This is a genomic window from Microcystis aeruginosa FD4 (assembly GCF_009792235.1).
Lineage (GTDB): Bacteria > Cyanobacteriota > Cyanobacteriia > Cyanobacteriales > Microcystaceae > Microcystis > Microcystis viridis.
The window spans coordinates 4,764,233-4,778,128 of record NZ_CP046973.1 but is presented as its reverse complement, the minus strand read 5'-3'; the positions used below and the strand labels follow the sequence as shown (position 1 = coordinate 4,778,128).

At 44.3% G+C, this 13,896-nt stretch carries 8 protein-coding genes and 1 pseudogene; 1 reads left to right on the top strand and 8 read right to left on the bottom strand.

Annotated elements, in window-relative coordinates:
- Positions 1–368 precede the first annotated feature (368 nt).
- Positions 369–800, top strand: coding sequence for a DUF4278 domain-containing protein (locus tag GQR42_RS23750; protein ID WP_158201865.1), 432 nt, complete (start codon positions 369–371; stop codon positions 798–800).
- Between the two features lie 240 nt (positions 801–1,040).
- Here GQR42_RS23750 and GQR42_RS23745 read toward each other — a convergent pair whose 3' ends face one another.
- The 8 genes and pseudogenes from GQR42_RS23745 to ppc form a co-directional block, all read right to left on the bottom strand.
- The gene (locus GQR42_RS23745; protein WP_158201864.1) at positions 1,041–2,534 is read right to left on the bottom strand and encodes a thymidylate synthase; all 1,494 of its coding nucleotides are present in this window, start codon (positions 2,532–2,534) and stop codon (positions 1,041–1,043) included.
- Between the two features lie 4 nt (positions 2,535–2,538).
- Positions 2,539–3,162 (bottom strand): dTMP kinase, encoded by a 624-nt coding sequence (tmk, locus tag GQR42_RS23740; RefSeq protein WP_158201863.1) that lies wholly within the window; start codon positions 3,160–3,162, stop codon positions 2,539–2,541.
- A gap of 25 nt (positions 3,163–3,187) precedes the next feature.
- Positions 3,188–4,574: pseudogene (locus GQR42_RS23735) on the bottom strand (dihydrolipoyl dehydrogenase family protein).
- A 307-nt stretch (positions 4,575–4,881) separates the two neighbouring features.
- Positions 4,882–5,517 (bottom strand): bifunctional phosphoribosyl-AMP cyclohydrolase/phosphoribosyl-ATP diphosphatase HisIE, encoded by a 636-nt coding sequence (hisIE, locus tag GQR42_RS23730; RefSeq protein WP_103111441.1) that lies wholly within the window; start codon positions 5,515–5,517, stop codon positions 4,882–4,884.
- A gap of 480 nt (positions 5,518–5,997) precedes the next feature.
- Positions 5,998–6,669, bottom strand: a complete 672-nt coding sequence (locus GQR42_RS23725) for a PEP-CTERM sorting domain-containing protein (RefSeq protein WP_158201862.1) — start codon at positions 6,667–6,669, stop codon at positions 5,998–6,000.
- Between the two features lie 1,295 nt (positions 6,670–7,964).
- Positions 7,965–9,029: a glycosyltransferase family 4 protein gene (locus tag GQR42_RS23720; RefSeq protein WP_158201861.1), complete on the bottom strand. Its 1,065-nt coding sequence runs from the start codon at positions 9,027–9,029 to the stop codon at positions 7,965–7,967.
- Positions 9,030–9,108: 79 nt separating this feature from the next.
- On the bottom strand, positions 9,109–10,392 hold the full coding sequence (glyA, locus tag GQR42_RS23715; RefSeq protein WP_158201860.1) for a serine hydroxymethyltransferase: 1,284 nt from the start codon (positions 10,390–10,392) through the stop codon (positions 9,109–9,111).
- A 391-nt stretch (positions 10,393–10,783) separates the two neighbouring features.
- The gene (gene ppc / locus GQR42_RS23710) at positions 10,784–13,840 is read right to left on the bottom strand and encodes a phosphoenolpyruvate carboxylase (protein WP_158201859.1); all 3,057 of its coding nucleotides are present in this window, start codon (positions 13,838–13,840) and stop codon (positions 10,784–10,786) included.
- Positions 13,841–13,896: the final 56 nt, after the last annotated feature.

Here is a 13,896-nt window from a genome sequence, read left to right as displayed (position 1 = left end):
CGGTGTCCAGCCGAGGTAGCGCTAAGTTATGTAGGAGAACTCAAGCAAATCTGTCAATGGGGTAAACCCAAACCCCGAAAACTTTTTTAAGCTAGTAGGCCCAGTTTTTTGCCGTTGTCTGGAGCTAGACGAATCATAAGCTGTCTGATGCTCCTCGAGACAATCTGAACTGGCTTGCTGTCTTGGCTGTTTTGCTTTAACTTTTAGTTCATGTAAATAAATGTAACAATATTTTTACGAATTGTAAAGAAGGATTGACAAAATAAAACTTATAAGTACCATAAGCTAAGTTAATATTTTTCGCCGATCGAAGCGAGGGAGGTAATAATAGAGAGATTGGTTCACTAGCGTGACAAGGTGTACCCAGAATGTCCTATTCGTTTTTATTGCCACTATTCACCGCTGCCTTGGCTGCCTATTTCTGGCAGAAGTCCAGCGATGAAATCGCTTATCTGGCCAGTGCCGCCACGGTAATTAGTTTAGTGTTGAGTCTGGTTTTAGCTCCTTGGCAGATTCAGCTATTAATTCTCTTGACAGTTGTGATTGTCGTCACCTTTTTATGGCAAGGACGAGAAGAGCAAAAGAATGTCCCCGTCCCCACTCCAGAAACCGCCCGCGAGAAAAAGTACCGTGGGGCCACCTATAGGGAGCCAACAGTCACCGAAGCTCCTGTCAAGGAACGAGGGGGTAAATATCGCGGTGCGGAGGTTAAAATCACCAATAATCCCACGGTGGCTAACCCAATTCGCTCCTCATCTCTCAAATATCGCGGCGCCGGTTCAGCAAACAAGGAGCAGTAATCAGTAATCAGTAATCAGTTTTCGGTAATCAGTTTTCAGTAATCAGTTTTCAGTTTTCAGATTTGAGTTTTAAGTTCACTGATTGGGTGCATCTTATATTTGTGATTTTCTCTCACATATAGGTGAGCAGCAGAAGTTATTAAAAGAGGACGAAGGCAATTCGCCCCGACAATAATATTATCGAGATGCACCCCACTGATTACTGTTTACTGTTCACTGTTCACTGAAACTTCCCAATTCCTACTGGTCTTGAATATAAGGCTGATTATTCTTGAGACAGTTGTATGCCTTTTGTAATTCGATTCCCAGATAACCAATATGTTCGGGAATAATTGCGGGATTAGTTGTTGCAAGCTCGCGGATTAATTTGAGGGGATTTTTGCCTCGATAACAAGCGACAATTTCCCCGCTGCCGGGGGTAGTTTGTTGGACAAGAATTTGTTCTTCTTCCACAGAAATCAAAAAGTTACCGCTAGGGTCAAAAAAATCGCGCTGATTGACAATCTTATCGTACTGGGTGGCGATTAATCGTTCGACATTCTCCCAAGTATCATCGTATATATGGGCCGATTGACTAATAGTAATCAATGGACCCATTGATAAATTGTAGTCAGAGTGCTTGCTAATCTCATCCCTAATATGTTGCTGTAAAGCACGCAATCCCATGGCATTTGCCGGCCAAGCAGCAAACATATCATTACTTCTAAATATTGCGGTGAGAGATAATTCATTTTCCACCACTCGCACCCAAATATGATTTAAACAGGGACTACCTCCCTTTTCGTGGTCTTTTACATCCCAGAGGGACATGACTGCACTAGCTGCGTCAATTTCTGAGATTAATTTATTAATAACCTGTGCGATTTGGTCTCGTCCAAACCAAGAGCGTAATCTTTGACCATAAGTGTATTTAACTCCTTGGTGTATAGGGGAATCATCGAGAATTTGTCCGATATATTCGGTGAGAAAAGCTCTATCTATAGGCAAATAATTAGGTTTGGGAAAATAAAAGTCTGGAGGTTCATCGGTGACAACAGCCATTAGGTCAATTAATTCTTGCCATTTACCATCATATCCTGTGGGTCTAATTGTCCCGGTGGTTTTAATCTTTTGGAGAATTTTTACCCAAGTTTCGGCAATAGTTTTTCCTTCAATGCGATGACCGTATCTTGTACCGGGTAGCAGAGAAGGAAGATTTTCTAAGAGAGGAAAGATTAAGGGTTCTCCCCAAGTTGGTAGGGGAGATTGTTCTGCATAATTTTTGACAGTTTCAATCGCTTCTGGGATGGATTTAACCAGTTGATATTGAATTGATTGACGTAATTTTTCGAGGGTCTCTCGGTCAATTTCCTTGTCAATATATCCCGTGATAGAAGAATTAATTAGCCAACATTCTCTACCTGTGTCACTTTTCCCTAACTGAAATCCTTGACTAAAAAAGTCTAGCAAACACTGACAGCTACCGGAGTTTTTATCTTCCTTAGTAGCGTTGAGAATAACTAAATATCTAACGTGGGGATTTGCGATTAAGTTTCTCAGCAGGGGACTAATTCCTCTAGTGGGACTATAAAGATTACCAATTACTGCGTATTGGTCGGGATTTAAATGTTTAGCAAGGGACTGTTTTACTGTCCATCCCGTGATAATTGCCGTTTGGCCGTGACCGCAGATTAATTGATTGGGTTTATAGTGGGGTTGGTAGGTCAATTTAGGGGTGGTTTCTGTACTAAGCATGGATTTAAATTAATTGTTCAAGATAATTAATAATATTTTGGTGAAGCTGTTCTATTGTATCAGTGCCATCCAGTTGTAAACAATTATCTTTATATTCTTTAAATATCTCGATAAACATCTGACGAACTTTCATTAATTTTTCTTGTTTTTCGTACACTTCTGTGATGGCTCTGTTTTTAATTCTTGCTAGAGAAATATCAGGAATAACATCGATATAAATGACTAAATCTGGATTGGGAAAATGTTGATTTAACTGCTGAACAAAAGCCAATTCTTCGGGATTATTGCAATTGTAGGCCAAAGAAGAAAAATAATAACGAGTAGTGATCACATGGGTTTGTTCTTGGTGAATAAGTTTAAAAACGCCATCGTGATCATTATATAAATGATAATGGCGATCAGCTGCAAACAGATAGGCCATTTGTCGGTCAAATTTATTTTGATCTTTGATAGAAATAAGATTAGTTTGCATTATTTCTCGAATCAAACTACCGATGACTCCCTCGGAAGGTTCCGGACTTAAAACTGCTTTTTCTCCTCGCTTGAAAAAATATTCTTGTAAGAGTTTTGCTTGGGTACTTGTTCCAGAACCATCAATACCTTCAAAGACAATAAATTTCGGTTTCATAATTTAATCTTCTTTCTCGCTCTCATTATCTGAATAATTGTTTTAGCCAAGTTAACCAAGATTTTTTCTGGGGGATTAATTGCGTCATTTCTCCGATAATCTCTCCCATACTTCCCCAAGCATAAATATTTTTATTGAGGGATTGTATGGTTAAATTTTCTTGTAAAGCTAAACTGATGATACTAATTATTTCTGCTGCCTGATTACCGACTATTTGCGCTCCCAGTATTTTACCATCTTGTCGGTAGATTAATTGACAAAATCCCGTGGTTTCCCCCCAGATTTGCTGTGGGACTATATGTTTGATGGGATAGTTGATCATCTTTACCTCCTCACCATAGCTCTCCCAGGCTGCTTTTCCAGTTAAACCCACCCAAGCAATAGCAGGATCGAAAGCAATAAATGAGGGAATTTGCTCCGGATTAAAGTTAAATTTTTCTCCCGTGAGCAGATGCTTGACTAACCCAAAAGCAGCCCGGTGATTTAAAGTAGGATCGGGATAATTATTTCTGAGCAAATTTAGGGCATAAATGCGGGAATTATCGGTTTGTAATTGCCGATTAACCCTAATTAATCCTTGCTCTAATTTAACTCCCACCCCGGCCAAATTTAATCCCTGTTCATTGACTTGATAATTACCAGCAAAAATGAGATCATCAACTTCCATGACACGATTGCCTAATTGTAACCATTTTTGACCCTCGATCGCTTTCACTTGACTAGGACAATAGCCGTATAAAATCTTAATTCCTTCCGCTTCTAAAATGGCAGTAACTAAATGGGAGATTTCCCGATCAATATCTGGCAGTAGATAATTATCCTCGATAATTAAGCTAATTTCTTTGCCTAAACGTCGGAGAATTTGAGCCAAACTAACAGCCATGCTGCTGTTGCCAATAATCGCTAAATGTTGTCCCAACTTATCTAAATTTGGCTCTTGCCAAAGGGTCTGAGCAGTAAAATAATTAACCTCATCTAAGCCGAAAATTTTCGGGACTTGCGGATAAAAACCAGTAGCGATAAGATAGTGTTTAGCCAACAATTGCCGACCGTTAACCACGAATCCTAAACGCGGCAGCCGGACAAATTCCCCCCCCACCCAAGATAACATCTATTCCTTCCGTGGCTAATCTCGCCAAAGAATGATGTTTATTAATGCTTTTATCTACTTCCTCTAACCATTGCCGCAACTGTTGCCATTGGGGATAAATGGCCGTTTCTTGCCAATGATTCAGCAGTTTATAGAGATGGAAAATTTGGCTGTACCCCTTGCTAAAAATGTCCTCAGACACCTTTAAATTTCCGCTAGAAGGCTGTTGCACTAAGGCCACCCTTTTTTTGAGGTGAACAGCCAACAAAGCCGCTTCTATCCCCGCAGGAGTGGCACCAATAATTACTAAGTCGTCAACCACAAATTTAAAGTCAAAAGTCAAAAGTCAAAAAAGGTGTTGGGGGTTTTGGGGTGTTAGGGTGTTAGGGTGTTAGGGTGTTAGGGTTTAAGGGTTTTAGTTGAAATTCCCCCACTTCCCCACTTCCCCCCGCAACGCGCACGAAGTGGTCTCCCCATTTCCCCATTCCCCCACACCCCACACCCTACACCCTACACCCTCTTTCAAGTCAGGAGTCAGGAATCAGGAGTCGGAATTCAGGAATCGGAAACTTAACACTTAAAACTCAAATCTGATAACTGATAACTGATAACTGATAACTGATAACTGATTACCGGCGCCGGTCTTGCAGTTTTTTATAGACATCTCGCAGGGGGACTTGATGATAGGCGAGAGCGACGAGGGTATGATAAAAAAGATCGGCCACTTCTGCGGCAATAGCATCGCCATCATTATCTTTGCAGGCCATGACCACTTCTGCCGATTCTTCGCCGATTTTCTTGAGAATTTTGTTATCTCCTCCGGCCAAGAGTTTACAGGTGTAGGATTCCGGATGAGGATCGTCTCTGCGATCGCAAATTACCTTAAACAATTCCGAGAGAGTATCGGCCGCTGGCGGTGATTTTTGCCAATTTACTTGGTGAAAACAGCTTCTTTCGCCGGTATGACAGGCGATATCACCGATTTGCTCAATAGTCAGCAATATCGCATCACTATCGCAATCGTAGCGAATTTGACGCACTTTTTGGATATGGCCAGAAGTAGCACCCTTGTGCCACAATTCTTGACGAGAACGACTCCAATACCATGCTTCCCCAGTGGTGAGGGTTTTTTCGAGGGATTCCCGATTCATCCAGGCCATCATTAACACTGTAGCATCAAGATAGTCTTGAGCGATCGCTGGTACTAAACCCTGGGGATTATAAGCGATCGCGTCGAGGGGAATAGCAGAGAGTAAAGAAGACATCAGTTTTTCGCGGTCAAGAAATATGGTGGGTTAAACTACCCAAAGCTTAGGGACTTGCGCTTTGATAATGTACCTTTTGGGCGAACGCAGTTCGCCCCTACATTGTGGACAAAATCCGTTACTGTAGGGGCGCAAAGCTTGCGCCCTCCGATCGATTGGGATATTATTCCCACGCAAGTCCCTTAATTATATAGGGTTTGCGGCAAAAAGTTTTTCGTGGGGGCAGGCTTCGGACGTTCGGCGGTTCGGGGTGTAGGGTTTTACCTATTTTCAGGGAAAAAGTCCCTGAATTTTCCCCCTGATCACTCCAAAACCCCAAAACCCTCTAACGACCCGTTCAATAAAAACAAAAATTATGTCCTAGGCTGTGTTAGAATCAATGCCTAAGAAAAAGCTAAAAGCTAGAAACCCTCCCAGGGCATCCAACCTTTAGCTGTTTCGACCTCACAGTTATCAATGTCTTGCACACATTGGTAACTGTTATTTTTGCTTCCCGAAGCGGGAAACCAATCCTAAACCACCCACTGCCAGAAGTCCGAGGATAGTACCCGGTTCTGGTACTTTTGTGCCTTGTGTGAATTTATTCGATAAGAAATTCAGGTAGCTGCCCGAAGCACCGGGGGTTCCAGGCATAATTGTATCCGTGACCGTGAGCGATGTATAACCACCCGACTGAATATCAAAGAAACTACCAGAAGGATCAGAACCGCCGTCAATTGAAGTTAAGAGAAGCGAAGGTATCTCAGCCACTGTCTTCTCTATCTCCCACGGGTCGGGACTTACGTCCGAATCTAATTGAATCCCTGCAAAATGAAAATTGGGATCTGTGATCGTGATTTTGTAAGACAGAGCCGCATTAAAATTGAATGCTGCTATGTTTTTGTCTGGAATGAGTGTAACCTGATACACGCCACCCATCTCCATAAATTCAATTGTGTCGGTGGACCGTATATTAACGTCATTTATGTTCGAGACGTACTCAACTTTTTTGTCGCCGAGTTCAAGAAAACCTCCTACTTCTTTGAACTGATCCCATGTTTTCGAAATGACCGCGGCACTGGCACTGGTAGCGGTAAACACCGAGCCAGCGAGAACCCCGATGGCTAGAGAGCCGGAAGCAAAGGTTTTGGTTAGTTTATTTGTTGTCATCATAACTGAATTATCCAGCGTTAATTGGTGAACTATGAACGTCACAAAAAAGTTAAAAAAACATTAAGTTTTGCTGATAACTTTTTTTTGACTTAACTGAAGTATACCGAGACCTTCAAAAACAAAACAAGTGTTTTCCCAGAAATTTTAATTTTTGTAATCAAACTTAATATTTATCGATAGGAACATCCTAACCTTTCCTATAATTTATCTTAATGATAAGGTCGTATAGCGGTTTTCAGTCTAATAAGGTATAGTAAATCCCTTGATAGACAGGCGTTTCAGCGTTTCAATCCGGACTCACTTCTGTGAAAACCGCTATAATTCTCTGGTTTTAGGGAACGCTGGAACAGTAGCCAGTCGTCGAGAAACGATGCTAAATCTCATCATATTTCATCTTTGTAAAAAACGCAATAGAAAATCATTTTCCGTCATATCTATACATTTTTTTGTCCATTTTATGCCAGTTTTTCTAGGAGATAATCACCCAAAAATTGACAAATACACCCAAGCTTTTTTGGTCAAAGTTGAACAAATAAAAGGGAGCATCTCACTTATGCAAGTGAGTAATTATACTTGTCGCTAAAACTTGCTTCTGGTAAGGCTTTCAAAATAGGGGACTTGCGCTTTGATAATGTACCTTTTGGGCGAACGCAGTGCGCCCCTACATTGTGGACAAAATCCGTTACTGTAGGGGTGCAAGGAACCTGCGCCCTCCGCGCGGAGGGGGTTTGCTGATCACCCTCAGTAGGGTTGGCTGAATAAATCTAAAAACCTTGTTGGGTAAGACTTTTAGACTTTTTTGACCTCAAAAAGTGCCAACCCTTGGAGTGATCGGGGGTAAAATTCAGTTACTTTTTTCCTGAAAATTAGGTAATTGACCCAAAATCGGTAAAACCCTACACCCCACACCCCACACCCTGTCCCCACGAAAAACTTTTTCAGCAGACCCTAAGTAGGGGGAGAGCCTTCGAGATGTTATCGCAACCGAATCGGCGGTTAGGACATTGACAATCTCCGAAACCCTCTCAGGTTGTACTTTTGACTTTTGACTGGCGCGTAGCGCTAGACATTTTGGCTGCCAGGAACCTGCGCCCAAATGCCTATTTTCAGGCTGAGCGCTCGATGAAAATCTCTAGTCAGGGACTTGCGCTTTGATAATGTGCCATCTGGCTGGTCTGATTCTTCTACAGAGCGATTTTCAAAGCTGGGATATTATTCCTACGCCAGTCCCTAGTTAAGTGTCTGTGAAGCAAGAATCCCCCGTTACATTGCGTCAGCAATTAACGGTGGGAGTGTCAAGGTTCACTGCCACGGTTGCGCCAGACTTGCCAACCGACGTAACCGAGGAGGAGAGTCGCACCAAAGGCAAAACCCCAACCACTGGGAACATTGGAGAAACCGAGGGCTAAACTGCCCACCCAGAGAGTTAGGGCGTAGATAAATAATACTGTCAGACGGTGAGAGATGCCAGCTTTGAGTAAACGATGGTGTAAATGACGTTTATCAGCCACAAAAGGGGATTTTCCGCGTTTGAGACGGGAAATAATCACCGTGGACATATCGAGGAGAGGAACCGCGAGGATGAGATAGGGTAATAGGACGGCGGTAACGGCAACAGTAGTCACAGCAGTGGTTTTAGCCAATCCAATCACCGCCACACCCGCGAGGGTAAAACCCATAAAATAGGCCCCACCATCCCCCATAAAAATTTGGGCGGGGTTAAAATTGTAACGCAGAAAACCCAAGGCCCCACCCGCTAAAGCGGCGGCGATAATAGCGGCGGCCGGTTGTCCCATCACCAAAGTTACAATCAAAATCACCACGGCAGATATACCCGAAACTCCCGCCGCTAATCCATCTAAACCGTCAATCCAGTTAATAGCGTTAGCCATCCCCACTAACCAGAGGAGAGTAATCGGTAAACTTAGCCAATGAATTTGTAATAAATCGCCGAAGGGAATAGAGAGGAAATCGATCCTAACGCCGGCTTGCCAAGCTAGAAAAGCGACGCTAAACTGCATTACCAGACGATTGAGCGGCGAAAGATTAAAAAGATCGTCCGCTAGACCGATGAGGAAAAAGCCCAAACCGCCTAGGGTTACGCCCCACACTTCCCATTCTCGATCGCTTTTTAAACCGGCAAACCCTCCTAACCACCAAACGATCAGGAGGGCAGTTAAAGCGCCGACAAAAATCGAAACTCCCCCCAGTCGAACCATAGGCTTTTCATGGACTTTCCTTTCGTTGGGTTTATCGACGTAACCGCTTTTCAGACCGACGGTTCTGACGAGGGGGGTACTCCAAAGTACCACGGTATGGGCGATCAGAAAAGCAATTAAATAGTATAAATCTCCGGACATGGGAATTGGGGGGGCGATTTAATTCACAATTGGCAACTGACAGGCAATCAGCAATTATGAATTTTTATTATCTCTCGTTTTAGGCCAAGGCGGGGACGGAAATATGGAGATGGGGATAGAGGGGGAAGCTTTCACAGAGTTTCGCCACCCGTTGACGGCAAGCAGTTCTCAGGGCTTCATCACCGGGATTAAGGAGAATATCGGCGATAATGTTGCCAATCTCGATAAATTCCGTTTCTCCCAGTCCTCTGGTGGTCATAGCTGGGGAACCCAAGCGCAGACCACTGGTGACAAAGGGAGATTCGGGATCGAAGGGAACAGTGTTTTTATTAGCGGTAATATTGATGGTACTGACCAAGCGATCGGCTTCTTTCCCGGTCATGCCCACGGATCTTAAATCGAGTAACATCAAGTGATTATCCGTCCCATCAGTGACAATTTTAATGCCTCTGGCTTTCAACTGACCGGCTAAAGCTTGGGCATTAGCGATTACTTGGCCTGAATAGATTTTAAACTCCGGTTTCAATGCTTCCCCAAAAGCCACCGCTTTCGCCGCAATCACGTGTTCTAGGGGTCCGCCTTGGGTACCGGGGAAGACGGATTTATCGAATTTTTTGCCTAATTCCTCGTCTTTGGTCATAATTAACCCCCCCCTAGGACCGCGCAGGGTTTTGTGAGTGGTGGTAGTTACCACATCACAGTGGGGTAGGGGGTTAGGATGATGACCGGTGGCCACTAAACCAGCAATATGGGCGATATCTGCCATTAGGTAGGCCCCCACTGCGTCAGCGATGGCGCGGAATTTCTCGAAATCAATCTGGCGCGAGTAGGCAGAATAACCGCAGATAATTAGTTTGGGTTTTTCTTGGCGGGCGATGTCAAGGATGAGATCGTAGTCAAGGAGTTCGCTTTCGGGACTGACTCCGTACTGTACTACTCGGAACCATTTCCCGGAAACGTTAACGGGGGAACCGTGGGTAAGATGACCACCGTGGGAGAGATCCATGCCCATAATCGTATCCCCGGGCTGCAAGAGGGTCAGGAAAACGGCGAAATTAGCTTGGGCCCCGGAGTGGGGTTGTACGTTAGCGTGGTTTGCCCCAAATAGTCGTTTAACCCGATCAATCGCTAATTGTTCCGCTTCGTCAACGTATTCGCAACCGCCATAGTAGCGTTTTTTTGGCAGTCCTTCCGCGTATTTGTTGGTTAAAACCGAACCTTGAGCGGCCATGACGGCAGCCGAGGTAAAGTTTTCACTAGCGATTAATTCTAGGTGATCTCTTTGACGTTGTAGTTCTTTTTGCAGCATTCCTGCGATCGCTGGATCGGTCAGGGATAGTATATCTAAGTTCGTATCAGTCACGGTTACTCGATCCTTTCTTTAACAATTTACCTGTAATCATTGGGTCACTTTCTCCATTTTGGCACAATCTCTAATCTTCCGACACACCGGTGAGCTTAATTGCTTCTCTTCGGGGTCGATCGTCAATTGTCAACTGTTAGCGGTAAGCTCTTCATTTTTAGTCAATAAGTGATAGTAATATTAGCCAATAGAACCCCCCAAAAGCTGGGATTGAGTGATAAAATCGCAAGTAATACTAAATCTGGTTATTAAAGACTGATTATTTATTCCCCTTTTTGCATGAGTGCATGAGGAGAAAACGGGTTTCTCCGAGAAACCCGTTTTCTCTACAAAAAGTTGGGTGGATTACCTTCAAGATAACCCCCCGAAAACTACCATTAATTATCTGTAATCAACCGGTATTTCTCATCCCTGCGGCAATACCATTAATCGTCATTAAAGCACCCCTTAATAACTCCTCTTTAGAATAGCGGAAATGAATCACACCGGATTGAGCTTGACTATTGTATTGACGTAAACGCTTCAGGAGAGACACCTGTAGGAAACCGAGGGGAACGATCGAACCGTTGCGTAACTGCACCGAGCGCTGTAAATTCGGATCATTATCTAATAAATGTTTCTCGCCGGTGATCTGGAGAACAATCTCGCTAGTGCGCTTATATTCCTCTTTGATCCTTTCAAACAGACGTTGAAAACGTTCTCGATCTTCCTGTTTAGAAAGTTCACTGACGTAGTGATAGGCCATCTGTAGGTCCACCTTCGATAGAGTCATTTCTGCCTTAGAAATCACCATCTGGAAGAACGGCCACTTGTGATAAAAATGGCGTAACAATTCCAAATTTCTGCTAGGAGAATCATCGAGAAACATCTGTAAAGCTGTCCCTAAACCATACCAAGCCGGTAAAAGAAAACGGGTTTGCGTCCAACTAAATACCCAGGGAATTGCCCGCAGGGTACTTAAATCCTGTTGACCACTTTTCCGGCGCGCCGGTCGGGAACTAATCTGTAAAAGACTAATTTCAGGAATGGGAGTTACAGACAGGAAGAAATCTAAAAAGTCCGGTTCTTCATAAATCAAACTGCGATAGGTTTGCCGTGAACGGGTGGCCAACTCCTCCATGATGCGATTCCAGGGTTCGAGATCATCAAAACCACTGCCCAGTAAACTTGCCTGTATGACTGCCGTTACAGCCGTTTCGAGGTTATACAAGGCCAATTCTGGTAAAGAGTATTTCGAGGCTAAAACCTCGCCTTGTTCGGTGATTTTAATGCGACCGTTGATCGTTCCCCGGGGTTGGGCGAGGATAGCGGCGTAGGCCGGACCCCCACCCCGGCCGACGGAACCGCCGCGACCATGAAAAAGACGTAGATTCACGCCGCATTGTTTAGCGGTTTTTTGTAAAGCCTTCTGGGCCTTATGAATTTCCCAATTACTGCTTAAAAAGCCGGAATCCTTGTTACTATCGGAGTAACCCACCATAATCTCCTGTAAATTACCCGGTTCGAGGATGGCCGGTTCCGGGGTCACGTCCTCCCCGTTTAAAGTCGCTAAATGGTCGTAACCGCCGGCTAGGGCTGCCCGATAGAGGGGCAATTCAAACAAAGTCTCCATGATGCCGGGGGCGTGTTTGAGGTCATCGACGGTTTCAAAGAGGGGAACAATGCGGAGGGAACTGCGGCTAGTGGCGGGGTCGTATAAACCGGCTTCTTGGGCTAATAACAGCACTTCTAGCACATCGCTGGCCTCGTTGGTCATGCTGATAATGTAGGTTTGGCAGATTTCCAGACCAAATTCCCCTTGCAGACTTCTTAAAACTCGCAGGGTTTCAATGGTTTCGCAGGTTCTTTCCGAGAAGGGCATTTCCCGGGGAATTAAGGGCCGACGGGTTTTTAATTCCCCCACTAACCAGGCGATTTTTTCTGATTCGCTTAATTGACCGTAGGGTTTGGGTAAAACTCCGAGATATGCAGCAATTTCTTCGATACATTCGGCGTGACGGGTGGATTCTTGCCGAAAATCTAACTGAGTCAGGACAAAGCCAAAAATCTCCACTTGGGCGATCAGTCGATCGAGTTCTTGACAAGAAAGACCAGTTTGCAAGAGACTGCGCTGTAATAGCTGTAATTCGGCTAAAAACTCGGAACCGGAGCGATAGATGTTGGTTTCGTTGAGTTTAGTTAATAATTGTCGTTCTTCCGGGTCATTGAGGCGATCATTGCGATCACGCGTATTTTCCAGACGTTTTTGAATAAAGGCCAATTTGAGGCGATAGGGTTCCTGACGGTAGCGAATTGCTAACTGGCTATAGATTTCGGGCATTTGCTGTTTATCTCTGTCCAGGGAGTCCAGCAACTCCGGCAAGACGTGACACCAGTGCAGGGAGGCACTTAAAATACTGGTCAGGTCGCGAATAGCATCGAGATATTTTTTAATCACCAGATTGCGCTGATAACAGCAGGTTTTCCAGGTGACTTCGGGGGTAACGGAGGGATTGCCATCCCGATCTCCCCCGACCCAAGAACCGAAGCGACAGAAGTTATTTTTCGGCGCTTGTAAACGGGGAAAGGAGGATTCTAGACTTTGCTGCAGACGCAGGGTTAACTGGGGTAGGGAATCAAAGAGAACTTCATCAAAGTAGTGCAGGGCATAATCCACTTCATCGACGACGGTGGGTTTAAATTGGTGTAGTTCATCTGTTCGCCACCAAAAACGTATTTCTTCTTTTAACTGTTTGGTGACTGTTTGTGCTTCTCTGGAGTTGGTTAACCCCATACTGCGAAAGATTTCTTCTGCTTGGTCGAGTTTTTCGAGAATGCCCGAGATGCGGCGCTGTTTAATGCGAATGGTATGACGGACAATTTCCGTGGGATGGGCCGTGAAAACCAGACGAATATCTAACTGATCGAGAAGACGCTGAATTTCTTGGGGGGGGACGTTAACCTGTTTGAGATAGGGAAATAACCAGTGAAATAGTCCCGATTTTGGGCCGGAGTGATCGGACTCGTTCAGGGTTTTTTCTAGCCAATCGGCCCCGACAATGGTGGCTAAAATACTTTTTTGCGGTGGGTCTGTCTTGGGACTTTCGTTTTCTTCCCCGATCACCGTCCGTCGCAGTAGTTGCTGATCCCTTTGTTCGTAGTGTTGTTCGATGATATTGATTAACTGAAAATAGAGGGCAAAAGCGCGGGTAACTTTGATCGCTTCCCCTAGTTCCAAGTCTTCGATCATTTTGGCGATCATTGCTTCCGGACTATCATCGGTCACTTGTCCTTCCTCAGAACAGAGATGGCGCAGTAATTCCAGTAAATCGACTAATTCTTGACCACATTCGGAGACCAAGACTTCTTTCCATAAATCTTCGATTAATTTCAGTCTTTGCTGCAGAAACAGGTTGGAAGTGCTGAAAATATCCTGTTCGGTTTCGGTTGAGGGGACAAGGACGCTCATAATTTCAGTAATCAGTAATCAGTAAACAGTAAACAGTAAACAGTAAACAGTAATCA